Annotated in this window: 16 protein-coding genes; all 16 read right to left on the bottom strand. The window is 71.3% G+C overall.

Annotated features, from left to right (window positions below; all coding sequences use genetic code 11):
- Positions 1 to 5 precede the first annotated feature (5 nt).
- A complete protein-coding gene (locus VB080_RS12245; protein ID WP_323418738.1) occupies positions 6 to 806 on the bottom strand; it encodes a siderophore-interacting protein in 801 nt (266 codons plus the stop codon).
- A gap of 245 nt (positions 807 to 1051) precedes the next feature.
- Positions 1052 to 2011, bottom strand: coding sequence for a diacylglycerol kinase family protein (locus VB080_RS12240; RefSeq protein WP_323418737.1), 960 nt, complete (start codon positions 2009 to 2011; stop codon positions 1052 to 1054).
- 58 nt (positions 2012 to 2069) lie between these two features.
- Positions 2070 to 2873, bottom strand: a complete 804-nt coding sequence (locus VB080_RS12235; RefSeq protein ID WP_323418736.1) for an ABC transporter ATP-binding protein — start codon at positions 2871 to 2873, stop codon at positions 2070 to 2072.
- Positions 2870 to 3958 carry a FecCD family ABC transporter permease gene (locus VB080_RS12230; protein ID WP_323418735.1) on the bottom strand — a complete coding sequence of 363 codons (1089 nt, stop codon included), beginning with the start codon at positions 3956 to 3958 and terminating at the stop codon, positions 2870 to 2872. The genes VB080_RS12235 and VB080_RS12230 overlap by 4 nt, the downstream gene beginning before the upstream one ends.
- Positions 3955 to 5013, bottom strand: coding sequence for a FecCD family ABC transporter permease (locus tag VB080_RS12225; protein WP_323418734.1), 1059 nt, complete (start codon positions 5011 to 5013; stop codon positions 3955 to 3957). The genes VB080_RS12230 and VB080_RS12225 overlap by 4 nt, the downstream gene beginning before the upstream one ends.
- Positions 5010 to 5882 (bottom strand): hypothetical protein, encoded by an 873-nt coding sequence (locus VB080_RS12220; RefSeq protein ID WP_323418733.1) that lies wholly within the window; start codon positions 5880 to 5882, stop codon positions 5010 to 5012. The genes VB080_RS12225 and VB080_RS12220 overlap by 4 nt, the downstream gene beginning before the upstream one ends.
- 25 nt (positions 5883 to 5907) lie before the next feature.
- Positions 5908 to 9918, bottom strand: a complete 4011-nt coding sequence (locus tag VB080_RS12215; protein ID WP_323418732.1) for a hypothetical protein — start codon at positions 9916 to 9918, stop codon at positions 5908 to 5910.
- Positions 9915 to 10859 (bottom strand): iron-siderophore ABC transporter substrate-binding protein, encoded by a 945-nt coding sequence (locus tag VB080_RS12210; RefSeq protein WP_323418731.1) that lies wholly within the window; start codon positions 10857 to 10859, stop codon positions 9915 to 9917. Before VB080_RS12210 ends, VB080_RS12215 begins: the two co-directional genes overlap by 4 nt.
- Before the next feature lie 303 nt (positions 10860 to 11162).
- On the bottom strand, positions 11163 to 12416 hold the full coding sequence (gene fes, locus VB080_RS12205) for an enterochelin esterase (RefSeq protein ID WP_323418730.1): 1254 nt from the start codon (positions 12414 to 12416) through the stop codon (positions 11163 to 11165).
- 75 nt (positions 12417 to 12491) lie between these two features.
- The gene (locus VB080_RS12200; protein ID WP_323418729.1) at positions 12492 to 15887 is read right to left on the bottom strand and encodes an Ig-like domain repeat protein; all 3396 of its coding nucleotides are present in this window, start codon (positions 15885 to 15887) and stop codon (positions 12492 to 12494) included.
- Positions 15888 to 16084: 197 nt separating this feature from the next.
- Positions 16085 to 16783: a FadR/GntR family transcriptional regulator gene (locus VB080_RS12195; protein ID WP_323418728.1), complete on the bottom strand. Its 699-nt coding sequence runs from the start codon at positions 16781 to 16783 to the stop codon at positions 16085 to 16087.
- A gap of 130 nt (positions 16784 to 16913) precedes the next feature.
- Positions 16914 to 20207 (bottom strand): Ig-like domain repeat protein, encoded by a 3294-nt coding sequence (locus VB080_RS12190; protein ID WP_323418727.1) that lies wholly within the window; start codon positions 20205 to 20207, stop codon positions 16914 to 16916.
- Between the two features lie 165 nt (positions 20208 to 20372).
- Positions 20373 to 21302 carry a siderophore-interacting protein gene (locus VB080_RS12185; RefSeq protein ID WP_323418726.1) on the bottom strand — a complete coding sequence of 310 codons (930 nt, stop codon included), beginning with the start codon at positions 21300 to 21302 and terminating at the stop codon, positions 20373 to 20375.
- On the bottom strand, positions 21292 to 22092 hold the full coding sequence (locus VB080_RS12180) for an ABC transporter ATP-binding protein (RefSeq protein ID WP_323418725.1): 801 nt from the start codon (positions 22090 to 22092) through the stop codon (positions 21292 to 21294). The genes VB080_RS12185 and VB080_RS12180 overlap by 11 nt, the downstream gene beginning before the upstream one ends.
- Positions 22089 to 23123, bottom strand: coding sequence for a FecCD family ABC transporter permease (locus VB080_RS12175; protein WP_323418724.1), 1035 nt, complete (start codon positions 23121 to 23123; stop codon positions 22089 to 22091). Before VB080_RS12175 ends, VB080_RS12180 begins: the two co-directional genes overlap by 4 nt.
- Complete coding sequence (locus VB080_RS12170) at positions 23120 to 24085, bottom strand: iron ABC transporter permease (protein ID WP_323418723.1); 966 nt, start codon at positions 24083 to 24085, stop codon at positions 23120 to 23122. Before VB080_RS12170 ends, VB080_RS12175 begins: the two co-directional genes overlap by 4 nt.
- Positions 24086 to 24095 lie beyond the last annotated feature (10 nt).

The following is a 24095-nucleotide window of genomic DNA, read 5'->3' as shown; positions in this document are numbered from 1 at the left end:
CGCGCTCAGGATGCCCGGCCGACCCGCCAGTAGCCGACGAACATGATCCGGTGCTTGGGTACGCCGGCGGCCACCAGGTGCCGCCGCCCCTCGGTGGCCAGGGCCTGCTCGCCCACCACGTAGGCCGACAGCAGGTGCGGGTTGGCGGGGGTGAACTCCCGCAGCCCGGCCAGCGCCAGCTCCCCGGGGGTGGCGTGCGGGTTGTCGCGGGGCAGCCACTGCACGGTGACTCCCTCGGGACGCTCGACCGGCTGGGTGTCGGCGGCGTCCGGTACCTCGATGAGCGCCAGCCCGCGGGCCTCGGCCGGCAGGTCACGCAGGATCCCCAGGATCGCCGGCATCGCCGACTCGTCGCCCACCAGCAGGTGGAAGTCGGCGTCCGGGAGCAGGTCGAAGCCGGTGCCCTGGTCGATCAACGCCACCTGTTCGCCGGGCTCGGCGGCGACCGCCCACCGTCCGGCGATCCCCTCGTCGCCGTGCACCACGAAGTCGATGTCGAGTTCACCGGCCTCGATCCGCAGTTCGCGCACCGTGTAGTTGCGAAACACCGGACGATTCCCCGCCGGGGTGCGCAGATACTTCAGGTAGCCGGTCATGCCGAACTGGTCGGGCATCCGGGAGAGATCAGCCGGGCCGTCGGTGCCGGGCAGGAAGATCCGGAACCACTGGTCGTAGCCGTGGCGGGGCAGCTGCCGCAGGTCGTCGCCAGCCAGGGTCAGCCGCACCACGTGGGGTGAGAGCTGGTGCCGCCTGATCACCTCCGCGGTGTAGAGCCCCCGCCCCTTGCGTGCGTCCTTGAATGCCACCGTCGCCTCCTGCTCTGGTCTGTGCGTTGGGAGACGCTGGGGTGCGGCACTGCCCCACCGTTGCGGTGCCGGGCTCGGCCGTGGCTCAGCGCATCCTTAGGTAAGGCTAACCTTAGCCAGGTTGCCCGAGTCGGGCCGCTCCGGCTCGACCAGCGGGATCGGTGGACCGGGCCGCAGCCGGACGGAATCGCAGCCGGGATACCCCCGGAGCAGGCCGGAGCGCGCTTCCCTGCCGCCAGGGCTTCTCAGGCGGGGACTCGGACGGTCAGGGCCCCCGGAAGCACCCTGCACGACAGGCTGCGGACCTCCCCGACCGGGTCGCCGTCCAGTTCGGCCTGGACAGGTTTCACCGCGTCGACCTCGATCGCACTGCCTGTGACATAGCTGACCGTGCGGTGTCCCCGGCGGTGCCTGCTGAGGATGTGCACCATCAGGGCCAGCCAGCTGGCCAGCGAGCGGGGCGAGACCACCACGGCGTCCAGCCGGCCGTCGTCGACTCGCGCATCGGGCATCAGCTGCAGGCCGCCGGTGAGTTCCCCGCAGTTGCCGACCAGGACGGTGGCCGCCCGCTGCCGCGCCGTCCGCTGGTCGCCGGCGGTGACCGCCACCGCGAAGCCGGCGCGGAACAGTGCCTTCAGCCCACCCAGCACGTAGGCGAACCAGCCGATCCGCCGCTTCAGGGAGGTGCTGGTCTGTGCCATCGTCTCGGCATCCAGGCCCATCCCGGCCATCACCAGGAAGATCTCCGGCTGGCGGTTGTCGAACCGGACGCTGCCGACATCGATGGCGGCGTCGCGGCCGGTCAGCGCCACGGTCAGGGCGCGGGTCAGGTCACCGGTGGGCAGCCCGAGGTTGCGGGCCAGCAGGTTCCCGGTGCCGCTGGGCAGCAGCCCCAGCACCGCGCCGCTGTCCAGCAGGCCGGCAGCCACCGCGCGCACCGTCCCGTCCCCACCGAGCGGGCACACCAGCCGGGCTCCGGCCGCGACCGCGTCACGGGCCTGGCCGGTGCCGGGGTCAGACGCAGTGGTCTCGTACCACAGCGGCTCCGGCCAGCCGTTGTCGGCACAGACCCGGGTCAGCTCGTGCCGGGTGACGGCGGGGTCATCGAGCTTCACCGGGTTCACCACCACTGCCCAGCGCTCCTCCGGCCGCGCGGACGGCGGCACTGCCGGCGGTTGCTCGCCGGAACCAGACGAGTCGGACATGGTGGTGATCGGCCTCCAGCGCGGGAACGGGTGAGTGAAGGCTACCGGGGTCCGGGAATCACACCTCGGCGATGTCCAGCGGCAGTACCAGCGGACGTCCGGTGACCGGGTCGGGTACCACCTGGCAGGCCAGGTCGTAGACCTGCTCGATGAGCTCGGCGGTGACGATCTCCTCCGGTGTGCCCCGGGCAACGATCCGACCCTGTTTCATCACGATCAGGTAGGTGGCATACCGGAAGGCCAGGTGCAGGTCGTGCAGCACCAGCACCACCGTTCGGCCGGCCCGGTGCAACCGCCGGGTGAGGTTCAGCACCTCGATCTGGTGAGCGATGTCGAGGTAGGTGGTCGGTTCGTCGAGCAGCAGCAGGGGGGTCTCCTGGGCCAGCGCCATCGCCACCCAGACTCGCTGCCGCTGGCCACCGGAGAGCTCGTCGACATTGCGGTCGGCCAGGTCGGCGACATTGGCGGCGATCAGTGCCTCCACGACCGCGCGTTCGTCCCCGGACGACCACTGCCGCAGCAGGTTCTGGTGCGGGTAGCGACCACGGGCGACCAGATCGGAGACGGTGATCCCGTCCGGGGCCGACGGCGACTGCGGCAGCAGGCCGAGCTTGCGGGCAACCGCTTTCGGTGCCAGCTGCTCGATCGGCTGGCCGTCCAGCAGCACCCGGCCGGCCCGGGTGGGCAGCATCCGGGCGAGTGCCTTCAGCAGGGTGGACTTGCCGCAGGCGTTGGGCCCGACGATGACGGTGAGTTCCCCTTCCGGGATGGCCACCTCGATGTCGTGCAGCACCACCTGCTGGGTGCCGTAGCCGACCTGCAGGTTCTCGCCGGTCAGCCGGCTGGGAGGTGCGGGAGTCACAGACGTTTCCTTTCCACGGCCAGCAGCCAGACCAGGTAGAGCCCGCCGAGCGAACCGGTGATCACTCCGACCGCCAGTTCGGTGGGCGCGAACAGCCGCCGGGCGATCAGGTCGCTGACCAGCACCAGCACCCCGCCCATCAGGGCCGCGCCGAACAGCGCCACCCCGGGCGTGCGGGTGAGCTTGCGCACCAGGTGCGGTGCGGCCAGGGCGATGAACGCGATCGGCCCGGTGGACGCCGTCGCCACCCCCATCAGCGCCACTCCAACGACGATCAGCACCAGCCGGGAGCGCTCCACTCGGACGCCCAGACCGGTAGCGGTGGCGTCCCCGAGCGGCAACTGACCGAGCGGACGGACCCAGGCGACCGCGAGCGGGGTGAGCACGGCCAGCGCGACCGCGACGGCGGTCGCCTCCGGCCACAGCGTGCTGTTCAGCGAGCCGGCCAGCCACTGGGAGGCGGTCTGCGCGGCTTCCAGCGGTGCCTTCACCACCAGCAGGGAGTTGATGGAGGCCAGCACCGCGCCGACCCCGATGCCCACCAGCACCAGCCGGAAGCCTGCCACCCCGGACCGCCAGGCCAGGCCGTAGACGATCGCGGCAGTGATCAGGCCGCCTGCCACCGCGGCGAGTGCGACCGCGAGGGTGTCGCCACCGAACACGATGATCTCCAGCAGCGCGCCGGTCGCCGCCCCGGTGGTGAAGCCGATCACGTCGGGACTGCCCAGCGGGTTGCCGGAGACGGTCTGGAAGATCGCCCCGGACATGCCCAGCGCGGCGCCGACCAGCAGTGCGGTGACTGCCCGGGGCAGCCGTACCTGGGTGACGAAGTACTGGGCCAACGGGTCCTCGGCGGTGCCGGCCAGCGAGGCCAGCACCTGGTCGAGGGTGATCGGGTAGTCGCCGATCAGGATGCCGACGACAGCCGCTGCGACCGCGACCAGCAGCAGTACCAGGTAGACGGCCGCGGCGCGGCGCTCGAACCGAACCCGCAGCCCGCCCAGGCCCAGCACCGCATGCCGCCGCCGCAGGCTGGCCTGCGCCAGGTCAGCGGCCACCTCCCGGTCAGCCAGCCCCGTCCTCACAGCGCCGCGATCTTCCGACGGCGGACGATGGCGACGAACACCGGCGCCCCGATCAGCGCGGCGATCACCCCGACCGGGGCCTCCTGTGGCCGCACCACCACCCGGGCCAGCACGTCGGCTACCAGCAGCCAGACCGGGCCGAGGATGGCCGAGAACACCGTCACCCAGCGCTGGTCGGAGCCGACCACCAGCCGGGCGGCAAACGGCACCGCCAGGCCGACGAAACCGATCGGCCCGACCGCCGCGGTGGCCGCCCCGCAGAGCAGCGTGATCGCGATCATGGTGCCGACCCGGGTGCGCTGGACCCTCACGCCCAGCGCCTTGCCGGTGTCGGTGCCGAGTGCCAGCGCGTTGAGCGCCGGGGCGAGCAGCAGTGCCAGCAGGGTGCCGGCCAGGATGAACGGCCCGACGGTGGCCAGGATCGGGTAGAGGCGTCCCTCCAGCGATCCCGAGACCCAGAACCGGAACTCGTTGTAGGCGGTCTGGTCGGCCAGGATGATCGTCTGGGTGAGCGCCTGCAGGGCGGCGCTGATCGCCACCCCGGCCAGGGCCAGCCGGGTGGGGGTGGCGGCCTGGCGCTGCGAGGTACCGAGCAGGTAGACCGCTACCGAGGCCAGCGCGGCCCCGGCGAAGGCGAACCACAGGTAGAAGCCGATCCCGCTCACGCCGGTGAGGGCGACCACCAGCACCACCGCCACCGAGGCGCCGGCGTTGACGCCGAGGATGCCCGGGTCGGCCAGCGGGTTGCGGGTGAGCGACTGCATCAGGCTGCCGGCGATGCCCAGGGCGGCCCCGACGACCACGCCCAGCAGGGTGCGTGGCACCCGCAGGTCGTGCAGCACCGTCGACTCCGCGGTGCCGTCCGGGGCCAGCAGCAGCGCCCAGGTGCGGTCCAGCGGAATGTCCTTCGAGCCCAGCGACAGCGACAGCAGGACGGCCAGGGCCAGCACCGCGACAGTACCGACCAGGGCGGCGGCGCGGATCCGGCCCGGCCGGGTGATCCGGGGCTCGACCAGCGACGGCGGCCGGCCGTCGGTCAGGGTCGGGCTGGTCATTCCCCGCCGAGGCCGGCGGCCGGCCGCGTCGACTGCCGGTTCCGACGGGCCAGTGCCCAGCCGACGGCGCCACCGCCCACCACTACCGAACCGGCCAGCGCGGCGATGCCGGCGACCGGGGTCGTGCCGGTCGTCACCTCGGCGGCGGTGGCCGGGGCCGGCGCGGGTGCCGAGCTGATCGGTGAAGAGTTGGAGACGGGCGTTGCGGGCGCAGCGGACGCCTGCTCGGCGACCGGCGCGACGGTGGCAGTGGCGGTCGGGGACGGTGCCGCGCTCGGGCTGGCCTCCTGCCCGGCCACCTCGAGTTCGACGGTACCGCCGGCGATGCTGCCGTCCGCCTTCGCCGACCCGCCACCTTTCACGGTTGCGCCGGAACCGCCGGCGTCCTTGCTCGAGGAGCCTGTGGCGACCACGGTGAAGTCGTTCCCGCCGCGGCGGGTGTAACCCTGGTACCCCAGCTTCTCGCCGGTCTTGGCGTCGTACACGTCGCCGGTGGCCAGCATCCGCAGCCAGTGTTTGCCGGGAGCCAGGTTGGGCACCACCAGCGAGCCCTTCGCGCGACCCTTGCCGTTCAACTTCTGGGTGTGGTAGACGCAGGCGCCGTGCGAGGTGTCGGTGCACGCGGTGCCGTCGTCGATCTTGATGTACACGGTCTCGTTGGCCGGGAAGCCGGACACCTCGAAGTTCAGCCGGTCGCCGGCTTTCACTTTCTTCGGCCACACCCGCGAACTGGTGCCCGGGCTCTCCGGCCCGGGGCCGTCCGGGGGCAGCGCCCGGGCGGCCAGGGGCAGGCCCAGGGCCAGTCCGCCGGCGAGCAGCAGGGCGGCGAGCGCGCGTCCGGCACGTCGGGGGGTGGAGGTCGTGGTCATGGTCGGTTCCTCGATGCTTGCGGGGTCAGGGACGGGGCCGGGCCGGTGTGCGCAGCACGATCACACCGCTCGCCGAGCCGGCCAGCACCAGCACTGCCAGGCCGAGCAGCACCAGGGTGATCGTGGTGTCGCCGGCGACGGGGGCCGGCGGGGCCGCCGCACCGGCCGGTACGGACCCGGCGGGTTCACCGGAGGTCCCGGGGACGTCGGCCACGCCTGTGTCCGGGTCCGCGGCGGGCAGCGCGGCCGGGCCGTTGGCGGTCACCCAACCGACCAGAGTGCCTTCGGCGTCGACCAGGGCGAGTTTGTGGATCCCGTCCGGCAGCCCGCCGATCGCCACCGTGATGGTGTGGTCGGTGCCCACCTGCACCCAGTCGGTGGCGACCACCTGGCCGGTCTGGGTGTAGAGGAAGGGATAGACCCAGTGGCCGCCGGCCACCGGCGGAATGGTGACCGTCAGCGTGCCGCCGGCGGTGACGGCGGTGAGCGTGCCGACATTGCTGTCGTCCAGGTCGGCGTAGCCGGGTACCGGCTGGGCCGGCGCCTTGGCCGGCCGGGGCTGGCCCAGCAGCAGGCTGGCAGGTTGCGGAGCGCCGAGGGTGATCGGCCTGAGGGTACCGCCGGTCTTCGGTGCTGCCACCGTGGCCGTCGTCCAGCCGAGCAGACCACCGCTGCGGTCCTGGACGCTCAGCTTGTTCGTCCCGGTCGGCAGGCTCGCCCCGGCCAGCGGCAGGGTGACCCGGTGCTTGTCGTTGACCTGGTACCAGGTGTTGTTCCAGGGGAAGCGGGGCGACTGACCGTCGTAGAGATTGACGTAGACCCAGTCGCCCGGCGCCGCCGCCGGCACGGTCACCACCCAGCGTTTGGCCTGCTGGTCGATCTGCACCCCACCGCGGGCGGCGGCGGTGAGGTCCTCGGTGGCGTGCAGCGGGTCGGGAGCGGCGCTCGGCCGGCCCGGCTTCACGTTCTCCAGCGGAACGCCCTCGGCCACCACGGTGAACTCCGGGGTCTTCATGGTGCGCGACGGGTCGGGCCGCTTGCCCTGGTAGTAGGGGTCGGCGCTCAGCGTGCGGGTCATCAGCCGCAGGGTGTAGGAGCCTTCACCAAATGCCGGCACCGAGTCGGCCCGGGTCGGCAGCGGGACGGTGACGTCGAAGGAGCCGTAGCGGTCGGCCTCGATGGTGTACCAGATGGTCTTGTTCGAGGCGCAGGCCCCGGCCGGGCAGCTTCCCACCTCCTTGCCGAGGTTCGCGTCGAACAGCCGCGCGGTGTCGATCGAGCGGTGAGAGTAGGCCCCGTCGTTGAGCTTGATCGCGATCAGCGAGCCGCCGCCGACCAGGTTGCACCAGTTCCTGCCGGTGAGCCGGATGCTGCCGCCGACATTGGCCGCCGGTGTCGCCATGCCGGGGGCGAGGTGGTAGCTGGCCGCGCCCGGGGCGGCGGTGCAGGTGGCTCCCTGTCCCGGTTCCGGGACGTAGGGGACGTTGTCGATGGTCAGCGGCTCGGACACCCAGTACCGCGCGACGTCGCCGAGGGCGGTGCCGTCGTCGGTGGTGGTCAGCTCCACGGCGACGAAGTCGCCCCCGCCGGCTTCGGCCGGCAGCGGCAGCCGGACGTCGAGGTCCCCGGTCTCGGACGCCTGTACCACCTGCCACACGGTCGGGTCGGCAGGGTTGGCGGGGTTGCGGTAGTAGGCGCCGGTTTCGTCCTGCAGCCGGACCGTGACGGTCGAGCCCCACTGCCGGTCCTTGGTCAACCAGCCGGTGCCGGTGAGGGCGGCGGTCTGCCCGGAGCTCACCTGCTGCTGCAGCCAGGCCACTGCCTGGTCGCCGGGTTCCTCGGAGGCGAAGGTCTGGTGCTGATAGGGCGGCTCGGCCAGCGCTACCTGGTCGTCGAGCGACTCCACGACCGTGAAGTACAGCGAGCCGCCGCGCTGCCGGTCGGGTGGGTTGCTGAGCAGCGAACCGGTGAGCATCCGGAAGCTGTGGGTGGTGCCGGGGGCGAACTTCGCGTCAAGGTCAGCCTGACTGTAGCTGCCTTTGCCGTCGCTGGTCGGGGACACGGCGTCGAGGGTTGGCCAGGGGATCTCCACCCGCCAGCTGCCGTCCACGTCCGCCTGCACGATCGCATGCGTCCGGCGGTCGCTGACCTGCTGGCCGGTGGCGGGGTTGGTGAACAGCCGTTTGGCGTAGACCGTATTCGGGTCGCCGGAGAACTCGGCATCGAAGAAGAAGTTCACCACCGAGCCGGTGCGGTTGTCGGTGGCGAGATAGCCGCTGATGCCCTCAATGACGATCGGCTGACCAGCCACCACCTTCTCCGGGCCGCGGAAACAGAACGGGATGCCAGTATTGGCCGCGCCCGGGCCGTAGGAGGTGCCGCAGTACTCCCGCACCACGTCACGTGGCGTCACGGTCAGGGTCGCCGCTGTGGTCACGACGCCGTCCGGAGCCGCCGGGTTGCGGAACACTGCCCGGAACCGCTGACCGTTCTGGGCCCGCGTGACGGCGTCGATCGTGTAGCTGGTCGCCGTGGCGCCGCGCAGGTCGAGCCAGCTGAGGCCGCCGTCGGCCGAGCGCTGCCACTGCACGGCGGGTGCCGGTGTCCCGCTGGCCGCGGCGGTGAAGGTGACCAGCTGACCCTCGGTGCGGATGGCGTCCTGCGGGTTTCCGGTGACCACCGGCGCGGCGGTGGTCGAGCCGGGCTCGACGGTGAGGGTCGCCACCGCGCTCGGGGTGCTGCCGGCGGTGTTGGTGGCCACCGCCCGCACCCGCTGGCCGGTGCGGTCAAGTCCGGCGGCTGCCAGGGTGAGGGTGGTGCCGGTGGCGCCGGGGATCGCGACCCAGTCCTGGCCCTCGGCGGCCTGCCACTGCAGGGTCGGTTCCGGGGCGCCGACCACCGCAACCGTGAAGTGGGCGTCCTGGCCCTCGGTCACCGTCAGGTCGCGCGGCTGGAGGGTGAACGTGGGTGCCACCGGCTCGGGTTCAGCAGGCTCACCCGCGACGGTGAGCGTCAGCGCGATGGTGCGCGAGACGTCCGGACGGGTGCAGCCGCCGGTGCAGACCTCGTTGCTGTAGAGGGTGCCGGAGAGCAACTGCAGGGTGACGGTCTCGCCCGCGGCCAGGGTGGGCGGGTTCTGGGCGAGGTCGGCGGTGGGCCAGGGGATGTCGATCGTCCAACTACCCGGGGTGGCGCCGCCCCACCAGTCACCGGTACCGGCTGCCTGGGCGATGTCCCAGACGTCCGGGCTGGGATAGTCGGCCTCACCGGTGCGCGGGTTGGGGACCCGCACCGTGCGGATCACCGAGCCGGAGGCGGGCATGAACTTGAACCCGATCACCGATCCCTCGTCGCCCTCGTCGACCTGGGGGTGGTTCGCAACGGTGAGCCAGCCGGCGCCACTCACCCGGAAGGACTCACCGGGCACCACCCGGTTCGGGTAGGTGACGGTCTCGCCGTCCCAGTAGGTGTAGGTGGAGGTGCCGTTGCCGTTGTCCACGCTGGTGCCGGGGGTGCCGGCCAGCGGGCTGACGGCAAAGCCGGTCAGGTCGGTCGTCCCGCGGTCAGTAGCATGCGACGTGGCCGGTGCTGCGGCGGAGACCGACGGCGTGGGCTCAGGGGTGGCCTCGGTCGTCGGCGATGCGGACGCGGGGGACGCTGGCGCCGCGGCGGACGGCGTGGCCGTCGGTGAACTCGACGCCGCGGGTGACGGTGTGGCCGACTCGCCCGGCTCCGGTGTAGCGGTGGCGGTCGGCTCGCCGGTCTGTTCATCCCCGCCGGTCGCCGGCTTCGCCGTCGGCTGTTCGTCGGCCGGTTCGGTCGCCTCGGGCTTCGGTGCCGCGGTGACGGGCTGGGCGCTCGGCGCCGGAGCCTGCTCGTCGTCCTCGGCCCGGGCGGCCACCGGCGTGGCGAGCGCCAGTCCGAGAGCGAGCAGCCAGGCCAGGCCTGCCGGGACCGAACGGGACCAGGCACGGGAGGCCACCGGACGGTGTCGTGTCGTGGCACGGGAGTGACGGTCGGTGGAAGCGGCGCTCACAGCAACTCCTGCTCGAGGAACTCGATGATCCGGCGCATCAGGATCGGGCCGCCGGTCGAGGTCCACAGCGAGCCGTCGACCAGGATCACGTGGCCCTGCCGGTAGGCGGCCAGATCGCGGAAGCCGGGCACGCCCTGGGCCTCCTGGTAGGCCTGCTGGGCGCCCGAGACGTCGGCGCTGCCGCCGGCCACCGGGTTGTCCACGCTCGACCCGCCGAGGGTGCCGAAGAACAGGTAGTCGGCATCGGCGTCGGCCAGGTTCTCCAGCGAGATCGGCTCGGAGTGGCCGCGGCCCTCCCTGTCCTGGGCTGGCGGGCGGTTCAGCCCGACCGCCTCCAGCGCCATCCCGGGCGGAAGTTCCTTGAGGATCAGCGAAGCATTCGACCCCTGCCAGCGGACGATCGAGAAGGTCTTGTCGGCATAGCCGGCGGCCTGCAGCCGGTCCTTCACGTCGGCGGCGTAGCTGTCGAACTCGTCCAGCACCCGCTCGGCCTGGTCGCCCTTGTTCAGCGCGTTGGCGACATTGCGGAAGGTGGTTGTCCAGGCGGCTCCTGCGTAGCCGACGAAGTAGACCGGGGCGATCTGCCGCAGGATCGCCACCGACTCGGGATTGTTGCCGCCGGAGGCGTAGGTGAGGATCAGGTCGGGCTTGAGCGCGGCGATCGCCTCGAAGTTGAACTGGGAGACCGAGCCGACCGCCGGGATGCCGTCGGCCAGGTCGAGCAGGTAGTTCGGCATGGTGGTCTGGCCGCGGCCGTTCACCGAGCCGACCGGCTTCACCCCGAGGGCGAGCGCGCCGTCCAGGGTGGGCTCGGACAGGGTGACCACTCGCCGTGGGTCGGCAGGGACGGTGATCTGATCGTGGTTGACGTCCTCCACCACCCGGATGGGGGTGCCGTCGGCCAGGCCCGGGACGCCGTTGGCGATGCCGTCACCGGCCACCGGACTGGTCGCGGGTGGAGTCGATGCGGTGGCTGGCGGCGACAGCGGTGCTCCGGACGCGACCCCGCACCCGGTCAGGGCGACCAGTGCGAGTACCGACCATCCCGCCAGAAAGCTCCTGCGTCGAGACCGGGCAGCTCCGGATCGGCGGACGGAGGCGACGGAACCGCCGGCCCCGGAACGTTCCACACCCTGCGGGGACACCAACAACTCACCCTTTTCCTCGCCGGCCACGATTCATCTGATCTTGGTAAGGCTAGCCTTATTTAATAGAGAAAGGTTAGCCTTACCTATTTCGTCGGGTCAACCCGTCCCGGGCTGCCGTGAGACCGGCAGCAGGTACCGCAGTCCGTCGGCCACCCCACCTCGCCAGCAGGCGTAGTCGTGGCCGCCGTTGTACTCGACGAACTGGACTTCCGCGCCGGCGCGGGCCAGCCGTTCGGCGAACTGGCGGTTGGGCTGGGCCAGCAGCCATTCCTGGCTGCCGACCTCCAGATAGGCCCGAAGCCCGCGGATGTCGGACGCCGCCAGCGCCGCGGTCAGGTCGTCCTGCCACAGCGAGGCCGACTGGCTGAGCACTCCGCCGACCTGGAAGGAGTTCTCCAGCGCGGTGCGCAATGCCACCAGGCCGCCCAGGCTCAGTCCGGCGACCACCACATCACCCCGGCGTGGGCTGATCGGATAGTGCCGCCGCGCCCAGGGCAGCAGCCGGCGGATGAGGTAGTGACCGATCTCCCCCGGCCCGCCCATCTCACCCCAGCGTGCGGTCGTGCCGCCGGAATCGAGCATCACCAGGTGAGCGGGACGAACCAGCCGGTCGGCGATCAGGTTGTCCATGGTGGCGGGCAGGTCCTGGCTGGAGGTCCAGACCTCACCGTCCAGCACCAGGACCACCGGCGTGGGCTCGGCGGCTGCCTGCGGTGGCGAGTACACCCAGAGCCGGCGCTCACCGGGGCCGCTGTGCTCGGTGACCGTGCCGCGGACGACCCCCGTCCGGTAGGCCACCTGGTGCTGCGCGGGCGCCGCGGGCAACGAGACCACCGACATCACGGTGCCCCGACGGTTCCGGCAGGTCTCGGCGTTGCGCGGATCGGCCAGACCGCGGTCCAGCGCCGCCCGGATCTCGGCCTGGTCGTCGCCGTCCAACCAGGGGGGACGGACGTCGTACTGGGGCAGGAAGGAGTAGGAGGCCCGCCAGTCGGCGGCCATCCGATAGGTGAGGTGCCACAGATCGGTGCCAGGCACCCGGCGGGCATAGCTGGCGGCCAGGTTCCGCTCGTCGGTGAGCCGGTTGACGAAGACCAGGACGCGTTCGGCGTCGGCGTCCTGCCACAGGAAGGTGACCAGCCGCTCGTCACGGTTCGGCAGTTCCTCCACCAGTGGTGAGTTGGCGCCGTTGGTGGCCCAGAAGTTCTGGACCAGAGCGGCACCCCGAGGCTTCCCGGCACCGCCGGCGCGCGCCACGTTGTTCTCCAGCGCGGTGATGATCGGGCTGCTGGCCAGGGGAGCCGGGCGCGGCCGCGGGGGCTTGGGTGGGATCCGCCGCGCCTGGGTCACGTCAGTGTCTCCGATCCGGACTGGTCCGCTGGGTCCCGGACCCGGCGCCCGGGACCCAGCGGCGTTCTGGGGTGGTCAGCGGACTTTGAGGGTCGCAGTGGCGGTGCTGGACTTGCTGGTCGAGGACGCGGTCGCACCGGACGGGGAAAACGACGCCTTCACCTTGTAGCTGCCCTTCTTCTTGATCGCCGGCAGCGTCACCGACACCTTCCCCTTGCCCGCCGTGGTCAGGCTGGCCTTGACCTTCGTGCCGTTCACCGTGACCGTCACGGTCCCCGTCGGCTTGGATACCGCAGCCGCCACCGTCAGTTTGACCGTGGCCGGCTTTCCCTTGGCCACCTTGGACGGCACCGACAGCTTCACCGTGGCCTTGACCTTCGCCACCGCCGTGGCCTTCGACGTCTTCGCCACCGCGACATAGCCGGTCTTCGAACCTGTCACCCGGACCGAAACCTTGTGCCCGGCGTCAGCCTTGGCCAGCTTGTAGCTGGTCTTGGTGGCCTTCGCGACCGGCTGCCCGTCCCGCAGCCACTGATACTTCAGGGTGACCTTGGACGGCTTCCAGGTACCGGCCTTCACCGTCAGCGTCTTGCCCACCTTGAACGTGCCCGACACCGTCGGCGCCGGGGTCTTCGTCAGCGCCTTGCCGGCCTTCACCGCCGCCGAGGTCGCCGACCCGGCGGTCACCCCCGGTTTCGATGCGGTCACCCGCACCTGCAGGCTCGTGCCCGCATCAGCAGCTGCCAGCTTGTAGCTGGCCTTGGTCGCACCACCGATCACGGCACCGTTCCGCAACCACTGATACCCGAACGACAACCCCGCCAGCGACCACGCACCCGGCTTGGCGGTCAGGGTGCTGCCCACCGCCGGCGTCCCGCTGATCGACGGCTTCACCGTCGCCACTGGCGCAGCAGCTGCGGCAATCGTGGCGGTCCTCGCCGACTCCCGGGTCACCGACCGATAGCCGGCCTTGCTGCCGGTCACCCGCACCGACAGCTGCTTGCCCAACTCGGCTGCGGTCACCGGATAGCTGGTGGTGGTCGCACCGGCGATCGCCTTGCCGTCAGCCAACCACTGGAAGGCCAGCGCCACCGGTGCCGGAGCCCACGTCCCCGCGGTGGCGGTCAGCCGGGCACCCACCACCGCACTGCCGCCAATCGTCGGGGTGGCGGCGACCAGCTCGGGATCGGGTTCGGTGTCAGTGGTCACCGCGAACGGCGTCGACTGCAGCGTGCGGGAGAGGTCGCCCGGCTTCAGACTGCCGGTGAGGAACCGCAGGGTGAAGCCGTCGCCGGGCACCAGCGCCGGGATGGAGCCGGGGACATCGGCGGTGTCGGCAGTCGTGCCGTTCGGGATCGGCATGTCGGTGGCGAAGTCGCCAGCCTCGTCGGCCTCCACGATCCACCAGATCGTCCGGTTGGCGTGCAGCGAGCCGTCAAGCCGCGAGTAGGCGCCGTCGTTGAGCTTGATCGCGATCGTCGAGCCCTCGGTACCGTTCGGGTGGAGGAAGCCCTGGCCGGTGACCCGGAGGGTGCCGCCCAGCTTCGCGGTGGCTGCGACCGTGACGCTGGCCTGCTCCGGTGCCTCGATGGTCACCACCCGGCTGACCTGGTGGGTGCCATCGCTGAACGTGATCTCGAATTCGCCCGGCACCACCTCCGCCGGGAGCTGCACCCGGGTGAACTCGGTGCGCGAGGTGTCGCCGTGGGCGTCCAGCTGCCACGCCTTCTGGTTCGCGAGCTGGCCAAGCCCGCTCAGCACGACGGTCTGGCCGCCGACCGTCGCGGTGGCAGTCAGGTTGCCGTTGGCAGCGAAGCCGACTGCGTGGAAGGTCCAGGTGCCGCCGCGTTGCACCAGCAGGTCCTCGACACCACCGGCGTGGTCGCCCGGGTTGTACACCCGGGTGGTCGCCGCCGTCACGGTGATGGCGTCACTGGTGGCGAGCAGCCGGCCGGAGTCGGCGTCGCGCACCCGGAGGGTGTAGCCGTTGCCGGGCGTGGCGTCGCGCGGCGCTGTCAGCTTGCGGTAGGTCTGCCCGTCGGGATTGGCGGTGTTGCCGTCCGCGCCGATGACGAACGGTGCGGATGCGAGGGCCTCGCCCTGCCCGTCGGCCAGCTCCACCGCCACCGCGTCGCCGGGCTCGAAGCCGCTCAGGGTGAACCACAGGTCGCCGCCCTGCTCGACCTCACTGGCGCTGGGGGCGATGCTGGCCGAGGCCGGTTCGGTCGGCTCGGTGGGCTCGTCGACCACGGTGAAGCGGACGGAGATGCCGCGCTGGTAATCCGCCGGGCTGGTCAGCAGCGAGCCGGTGAGGATCCGGACGATGTGCTGGCTGCCCGCCGTCCAGTTGGTGGCGAAGAAGGTGGAGTCCCGGTCGGTGTTGGACTCGTCCGGCCAGGGGATCTCGATTCGCCAGGTGCCGTCAGCCTTCGCCTGCACGATGCCGTGTGAACGCTTGTCGCTGAACACCTGACCGGTGGCCGGATTGACGATCTCGCGGCTGGTGTTCAGCGTGTTCGGGTCGCCGGAGTAGGAGGCGTCCACCATGAAGTTCGCCACCGAACCGGTGGTGCCGTCGGTGGCCAGGTATCCGGTGCCGGTGATCACGATCGGCTGGCCCTTGACCAGCGCGTTCGGGGCGCTCACGCTGAACGGCGTGTTCGGCTGGACCGGCCCATAGGACTCGCCGGAGACGGCGACCACGGTGGCAGTGTCCAGCCTGCTGAAGAAGCGAAGCTCGGCGGGGTAGGAGTTCGTCGATCCCGAGGCGTTGCTGAACACCGCGCGGTAGAAGGTGCCGTGCTGGGCGTTCGGGTCGGTGCCCGGCACGGTGAGCGTGGTGCCGGTCGCACCCGGCACGGCGCTCCAGCTGGACTCGACCGGCTCCCCGTTCGAGGCAGTCGTACGGGTCGACTGCCACTGCACGGTCATCGGCAACTCGCTGCTGGCCACCGCGCTGAAGGTGGCGGTCTGGCCGACCTCGATCGTCTGCCCGATGCTGTTGGGGTGCTGGGAGATGGCAGGAGCGGGTAGAACGGCCAGCCTGGCGGCCTGCGTGGTGACCGTGGCACCACCGGCATCAGTGAAGACCGCCCGGTACCAACGGTTGGTGACGTTCGTGTTCTGCCCCACAACCACGGTGAGCGTGGGCTTGGCGAAGCTGCCGTCGACGGTGTTCGCCGTGGTGAGGTCGGTGTAGGTGGCCGGAGCGGTCGTTGAGCTCGCGGAGGTGCTGCGCTGCCACTGCACGGTGACCGGCTCCTGGCCGCCGGCGACCGCTGCGGTGAAGCTCGCCTGCGCGCCGTTGGCTACCGAGGCGTCCTGCGGCTGCTGTGCCACCGTCAGGGCGTCCGCGGCGTGCGCGGCACTCAGCCCGGAGATGCCGCTGCCGACGACGACCATTGCCGAGACCGCCGCCCATGCGGCCAGCCGCTTCCCCAGCCGTCCGATCCCTGCCTGTCGAGTAGCCACTCCGGGAACCTCCTGCCGGCGAGGGCGCCGGCGACGCATGACGCCGCAGAGCGCACAGCGGACATCAGATGTTGGTTAGGCTTTCCTAACTCAATATCGCAAGAATAGATTCACGTATTTCTCGGAGGCAAGTCCGTCTCACCGCTCGGGCGCACGACGGCAGGGCCACCGGCTCGCACCGGCGGAAACGGGAGAACTCAGGAGGTGGCAGCGTCCGCCCGGGTGCCGGCCACCAGATCGCGATCGGCGTGCTCGGCCATGGCCGTGCCGGCGCGGAGCGGGTCGCGGTCCGCGATCGCCTCCAGCAGCGTCTGGTGGTCGGCGCGCCGGAGTTCCTCGGACGCGCCGTCGACCACCGAGCCGCTGGCGATCGCCTTGCGCAGCGCTGCCATCACCACCGCGTAGAGACTCACCAGCAGCGCGCTCTGGCTGGCCTCCAGGATCAGGAAGTGGAACTGGCCGGGGGTCCGCCCCCGTTCGACCTGGCCGGGACGGTCCAACTCCTTGTGCAGATCGCCCTCGTGTGAAGCCTGCAGGGCAGCCAGTTGCTCGTCGGTGCGGTGGACGGCGGCGCGCTGGGCGGCCTCGACCTCCAGCGCGCGGCGCAGCACCAGCAGGTCGTCCACGCCCTGCTCGGCCAGCACGTCGCCGAGCAGCGCGTTGACCGGCGTCCGCGAGCGGACGAAGGTGCCCCGGCCAGGCAGGGTCTCGAGCATCCCCACGCTGGCCAGCGACCGGACCGCCTCGCGCACCGTGGTCTTGCCGACGCCCAGCAGCTCCATCAGCTCTGCCTCGGTGGGGATCCGGGAGTTGATCGGCCACTCCCCCGACGTGATCCGGCGCCGCAGCATCGCCAGCGTCCGGCGGGCACGGGCAGAGCCCAGGGAGCCTTGCACGCGACCGGCCTCCTCCACGCTGACCTCGGACGGGATGCACGCGAGTGTACTGACTGGCCACGCCGGGGGACGACACGGGGCCGCCGGACGACGTCCGACGGCCCCGTGACCGGAGAGAGGGGTTCCCCGCTCAGACGACCTTGAGCTTCTTGCTCACGGTGGCCGACTTCGCGGTGGTCTTCCTGGTGTCACCAGACGGCGCGAAGCTCGCCTTGACCGGGTAGCTGCCCTTCTTGGTCAGCTTGGGCAGGATCACGGTGACCTTGCCCTTGCTCGCCGCCGTCAGGGTCGCGGTCACGGTCTTGCCGTTCACCGACACCTTGACGGTGCCGGTCGGCTTCGAGACGGCAGCGGTGACCGTGACAGTCACCCTGGCCTGCTTCGAACGCTTCACCGTCGAGGGCACGGTCAGCTTCACCGTCGCGGCGTACTTCGCCACCGCCTTGGCCTTCGACACCTTCGCGACGCTGGCATACCCGGACTTCGACCCGGTCACCCGGACGGAGACCTGGTGCCCGGCATCGGCCCTGACCAGCTTGTAGCTCGCCTTGGTGGCACCCTTGATCGCGGCGCCGTCGCGCAGCCACTGGTAGGCCAGAGTGACCTTGGACGGCTTCCAGCTGCCCGCCTTCAGCTTCAGGGTCTTGCCGACCTTGGCGGTTCCGGAGACCTTGGGGGTCGGCGTGGCGGTGAGCGCCTTGCCTGCAACCACGGTCGCCGAGGTGGCGGTACCGGTGGCGTACCCGGCGCGGACCGCACTCACCCGCACCGCCAGTTTCGCGCGGACATCGGCGCTGACCACCGTGTAGCCCGGCTTGGTGGCACCGCTGATCGCCTTGCCGTCCCGCAGCCACTGATAGGAGAAGGTGAGGCCGGCCAGCGACCAGGAACCGGGCTTGGCAGTCAGGGTCTTGCCCACTGCCGGCGTCCCGCTGATCGACGGTTTGACCTTGGCCACCGGGGCCGCGGCGGCGGTGACTGCCGCCGTCGTCGCGGAGGCCTTCGTCACCGACGGGTAGCCGGCCTTGCTGCCGGTCACCTCGACGGCGATCCGGGCGCCCAGGTCAGCGGCCGTCAGGACGTAGCTGCTCGCCGTCGCCGTGGTGATCTCCTTGCCGTTCCGCAACCACTGGTAGGCCAACGACACCGGAGCCGGGCCCCAGCTGCCGGCGACAGCGGTCAGCTTCTGACCAACCTGCGCCTTGCCGGACACTGTCGGGGTGGCGGCGGTCAGCACGGGTTCGGGTTCGGGTGCGGCCTTGGGCGTGATCCGGTAGACCTTGTTGCCGGCGTCCTTGTTGACCACGTAGGCGTTGCCCAGGCCGTCCACCGACACGTGGTTCGACTTGCTGATGGGCAGGTTGGCGATCTTCGTGCCGTCGAAGTCGGTCACCGTCACCGACGCGCTACTCAGGTTCGTCACGTAGGCGAGCCGGTTCACCGGGTCGAGATCGACGTTCAGCGCCCCGGCGCCGGTCGGCACCTCCTTGATCGTGGCACCGGTGGAGGCGTCGGCGACCAGCAGTTCGTCGTTGTTCTGGCTGGCGACGAACAGCCGGTTCGTCCCGGCGTCGTAGGCGACGCCGGAGGCGCCGCGTCCGCCGACGTCCAGGCCGGGCAGGGTGAGGATGGTGTCGGGCAACTCCGGGTCGTTGGTGTCGACCCAGAGTGCCTTGTCGTGGAACAGGCTGACCGTCCACAGCTTGCCCGACTGCTTGTCCAGGAACAGGCTCACCGGATTGAACTCGCTGCGCGGGTGCACCGCAACGTTGGGCAACTGCTCCAGCGTCTTGGCGTCGAAGACGGCGATGTAGCCGTCGCCCGACTGGCCCTCGTTGGCGGAGCTGACGTAGACCCGGTCGTGGGCGGCGTCGTAGACCACGTCGCGGGAGTGGGTGACGGCGCCGGACTCGAACTGCTTGACCAGCGAGAGGTCGCTCTGCCGGTAGACGGCCACGGTGTTCTGCCGGGTGTTGGTCACCCAGACATTGCCGTTGACGTCGTCCACACCGATGCCGTAGGCGGCCCAGATCGCCCCGCTCGTCCCGCTCACGTACGCCGGGACGACACTCGCCCTCACCGCCAGGGTCTGCGGATCGAGCTTGTAGATCGTGGACGTCGTGGTGACATTGGCGGTGGTGACGAACAGCGAGTCGGAGGCGGCGCTGTAGGCGGACTGGTAGAGGCCCTGCTCAATGGCCCCGTCGGCGGTCTCGGTGATGGTGAAACCGTCGGTGCCGAAGGTCGTCGGGTCGGGCGAGACCTTCACCGAGCTGGTGTAGGTCGCTGCCACCGGGGCGGTCTGGGAGACCACGACCGGGACAGTGCCGAGCGCCGCGTCGGAGGGGATGGTGTAGTCGCCGGTGGCGAGTCCTGCGCTGTCGGCGGTGAGCCCGGCAGCGACCGTGTCGTCACCGACCTTCACGGTGGAGACGACGGCATCGGCCGGCAGCGCAACCAGCGTCAGAGTGCCGGAGGCACCCTGGGTGCTGCCACCACCGAAGGAGACGCCGGGGTTGACCGCCGCGGACACCTCGACCGGCGCGGCGCCGTCGCTGCTGCGGGTGATGGTCAAGGTGAGCGGCCCGGCCCGGAGCACGCCCGGGGCGAAGACCACGTTCGCCGACAGCGTGCCGGCGGCACCAACGGTGTACTCGCTGTAGCTGGTGGCCGGACGCCCCGACGTCCACTGCAGCGGGGTGCCGTCGCGACTGACGGTGAGCTTCTCGCCCTCGGTGAAGCCGGCGCCGCTGACCGCGACGCTGACCTGGCCGGCGTTCGCACCGGTGGCGGTCGTGGTCGCGGTGGCGGTGGCGGTTGGCTCGACAGGCGCCGCAACCACCTGGAAGGTCAGCATGACCGACCGCGGCGTGTCACCGTTCTTCATCGAGCCGGTCAGCAGTCGCAGGGTGTGGGTGGTGCCGACCGCCCAATCGGCCTCGCCGATCGCAGGCTTGGTGGTAGCCGGGGTCGGGAAGTCGAGATCGACGGAGAAGCTGCCGTCCTCCTCGGCCCCGATCGCCGCCCAGATGCCCAGACCAGTCGCCGGATCCCCGGTTGCCGGATTGGTCACCGGCCCGGCGACCGGCTCGATGCTCTGGCTGTCCAGCTTGACACCGATCACCGAGCCACCATCGGTTGGATGCACCCAACCGGACCCTTCCAGGTGGATCGACGTACCGGTCACAACGGTGTCGGCAACGGTTGCGCTCGCTGCGCCCGAACTGCCGGTGTCCGCCTGCGCGGGCGCAGCGGCCAGCCCCGACAACCCGATGGCGGCGGCCAGCACGCCAGTGCCGATCCCGCGGACGCCGCGCACGGCGCGTCCTGCCTGTCCCCCGGCACGGGCACTGCCCGGCCCTGTCGCGACCCGGCCGTGCCCCTGAGCGGGTGCCGGGTCGAACCGCGAAGCGGTCACGTCCATGCTTTCCTCTTCCTCGACTTCATCTGATTTAGGTAAGGCTTGCCTTAGCCCACTTTGGAAAGCGTAGCGTTGCCAAAATCTGATGTACAGGAATATCCGGGCGCTGAGACGATGGCGGAGGGACCCGGACAGCGCCGGACCACGGGGCCCTGACGAGGGCAATCCTCAGGAGCCGGCTCGCCCGATCCGCCAGTAGCCCATGAAGGCGACCTGGCTGCGAGCCAGACCGAGGTCGCGCACCAGGTGCCGTCGCAGGGTGGTCACCACGCCGCTCTCGCCGGCGATCCAGGCGTAGAGGCCGGGACGACCATCGGCGCCGGAGAGTTCCTCACCCAGGCTGGAGTAGCTGGGTGTCTCCCAGACCGGGAACTCCGTCGCGGCGTCCTGGACAGCACCGTGCTGCCGGACACCCAACTGCTCCAGCACCGCCGGGATCAGCCGGGCGCCATAGCTGCTGCCGTTGCGGGGCAGCCAGCGGACCTCAAACCCCGGTGGCGCCGGCAGCGGCAATGCGTCCGACGCGGTCGGCACCTCGATGAAGGCGGCGCCGCCGGGGCCGGGCTCCAGGTCGAGCAGGATCCGGGCGATCGCCGGCGCCGCGGTTTCGTCCCCGGCCAGCAGGACCGTCGTGGCGTCGGCCGGACGAAACTCCAGCCCGCTGCCAATGACACCCCGGCGGGGCCCGAACAGCAGCACCCGGTCCCCCGGTGCCGCCAGGCTGGCCCAGCGGGAGGCTGGGCCGGCGAGGCCCTCGGCGAGGTGGAGCACGAAGTCGACCACGATGCTGGTGTCCGCCCCCTCCCCCTGGATGTCGCGGATCGAGTAGGTGCGCATCACCCCGCGGGCAGCCTCGGGCAGGGTCTGCCACTGCGTCCACCAGTCACTGCCGGCGCTCAGCCGGGGCAACCGGCCAGACGGTGGCGGCAGGATCACCTTGATCCGCTGGTCGAAGGTCCGCCCGGGGTTGCCGAAGTCGGCCAGGTCGGGCCCGCGGAACCACACCCGGGCGAAGCTCGGGGAGATCCGTTCCACCCGGTCAACGGTCGCGGTGGCGATCACCTGGGACGAACTCGCGCCACCGGTGTCAGACGGCATGGTGGCGTCCGATCGGGAGCATCAGCGGGCGGCCCGAGACCGGATCGGTGATCACCCGGGAGTCGAGCCCGAAGACCGCCCGGACGGTCTCCTCGCAGAGCACGTCTGCCGGGATTCCGGCGGCGTGCACCCGTCCGTCGGCGAGTGCGACCAGGTGATCTGCGTAGCGGGCGGCCAGGTTCAGGTCGTGCAGCACCATCACGATGGTGGTGCCGCGGTGGTGGTTGAGATCGGTGAGCAGGTCGAGCACCTCGACCTGGTGGGTGACGTCGAGGAAGGTGGTGGGCTCGTCGAGCAACAGCAGGTCGGTGCGCTGCGCCAACACCATGGCGATCCACACCCGCTGCCGCTGGCCGCCGGACAGTTCGTCGACCGCACGGTCGGCGAGGTCCACGGTGTCGGTCGCCTCCAGCGCCTCGGCGACCGCAAGGTCGTCGGCGGCTGACCAGCGCGACCAGATGCCCTGGTGCGGGTGCCGGCCCCGTCCCACCAGGTCGGCGACCGTGATGCCGTCCGGCGCGATCGGCGACTGCGGCAGCAGCCCGAGGGTGCGCGCGAGCTGTCGGGCAGGCATGCGGTGGACGTCCTGCCCGTCCAGCACCACCTGGCCGCCGCGGGGCGCCAGCAGCCGCGACATCGACCGCAGCAGGGTGGACTTGCCGCAGGCGTTCGCGCCCACGATGGCGGTCACCCGTCCGGGCGGGACGGCCAGTTCGAGATCCTCGATGACGACGCGGTCGCCGTAGCCGAGGCTGAGCCGCTCGGCGGTGAGAGTGTGGTCGGCTGTCACAGCGAGCCTCCGGCGCGGTTGGTGCGGACGATGAGGTAGACCAGGTACGGCGCACCGAGGACGCCGGTGACCACGCCGACCGGGAAGCGGGTGCCCAGCGCCCACTGCCCGAGGAAGTCGGCCACCGCGACCAGCAGCGCGCCCACCAGGCCGGCCGGGACCAGCAGCGAACCCCGGGGTCCGAGAATCCGGGCGGCGATCGGTCCGGACAGGAAGGCGACGAAGGCGACCGGGCCGGCAGCGGCGGTTCCGAAGGCGATCAGCCCGACGGCCGTGATGATCAGCAGGACGCGGGTGCGTTCCACCCCGACGCCCAGCGCGCCGGCGGTGTCGTCCCCCAGCCGCAGGGCGGTCAGGTTGCGCGACTGGGCGAGCAGGACGGGGGCCAGCGCGACGAAGGCGATGCTCACGGTGACGGCGTCGCCCCAGGTCGCGCCGTTGAGGCTGCCGGCCAGCCAGCGCATCGCCTGCTGCAGGTCCCACTCCCCGGCCCGGGACAAGAGGTAGGAGGTGACCGAGTCCAGCATCGCCGCCACCCCGATGCCGACCAGGATCAGCCTGGTGCCCAGCACGCCGGAGCGGAAGGAGAGCAGGTACACCAGCAGCGCCACGGCCAGCCCGGCGACGATCGCGAACACCGAGACCTGCGCGTCGCTCAGCCGCAGGACGATGATCGCGAAGGCTGCCGCGGCGCCGGCACCGGCGGTGATGCCGATGATGTCGGGGCTGGCGAGCTGGTTGCGCAGCATGGTCTGGAAGGTGACCCCACCCATCCCGAAGCACAGCCCGACCACCACCGCGACGATCGCCCGCGGCAGTCTGAGCTCACCCACGGTGAAGTTCGCGCCGCCAGCGTCCCGGCCGAGAATCACCTGCAGCACCGTCTCGGGTGGGTAGAAGGTGTGCCCGATCATCAGGGAGGCGGCAAAGGTGACCACGACGAGGGCCGCGAGCAGGGTGAGGATCAGCCGGCGGCGGTGCAGCTGCCGGGCCCGCCCGAGCCGGACGGCGGCGACGGTGGCGGCACTCACAGCTCACGCACCTTCTGCCGGCGGACGATCGAGATGAAGAAGGGCGCGCCGATCAGCGCGGTGATGATGCCCACATCCACCTCGGAGGGTCGGGCGACCAGGCGTCCCACGACGTCGGAGCCGGTCAGCAGGATGGCGCCGCCGACCGCGGAGAAGGGCAGCAGCCAGCGGTGGTCGGGGCCGATCAGCAGGCGGCACAGGTGCGGAACCACCAGCCCGACGAAGCCGATCGGGCCACAGACGGCTGTTGCCGCACCGCACAGCACGACGGCGCCGAGCGCGGCGACAGCACGGGCCAGCGCCACCCGCTCCCCCAGCCCGGCGGCGAGTTCGTCACCGAGCGCCAGGGAGTTCAACGACCGGGCAGAGGCCAGGCTGATCAGCATCCCGACCGCCAGGAACGGAAGCACCTGCCCGATCGCCTCGAAGGAACCGCCACCGACGCCACCGATCTGCCAGGAGCGCAGCGTGCTGGCGATGTCGTTGCGCCCCAGTACGACGGCGGTGATGAAGGACGACAACGCCGCCGAGGTGGCGGCTCCGGCCAGCGCAAGCTTGAGCGGTGTGGCCCCGCCCCTGCCCAGCGAGCCGATCGCGTAGACGAAGACGGCAGCGGCGGCAGCCCCGGCGATGGCGGTCCAGATGTAGCCGGTGTAGGTCACCAGCCCGAAGCCCGCCACCGCGATGGCCACGGCCAGCGCTGCGCCGGTGTTCACCCCCAGGATGCCGGGGTCGGCGAGCGGGTTGCGGGTGACGCCCTGCATCACCGCACCGGCCAGCCCGAGCGCGGCGCCGACGAGCGCGGCAAGCAGGGTGCGCGGGATCCGCTTGGCCACCGCCGCCTGTTCGAAGGTGTCCGCGGCGCCACCGAAGGCCGCCATGATGTCCTGCCAGCCGACCTCACGGGAGCCGAGCGCCACCGAGGCGGCCATCACCGCCGCCAGGACGAGCAGGAGCCCCACCAGACAGAGG

It is taken from the genome of Propionicimonas sp. (genome assembly GCF_034927565.1).
Classification (GTDB): domain Bacteria; phylum Actinomycetota; class Actinomycetes; order Propionibacteriales; family Propionibacteriaceae; genus Propionicimonas.
The sequence above is the reverse complement of the archived record's forward strand: the minus strand, read 5'-3'. Positions and strand labels throughout refer to the sequence as shown.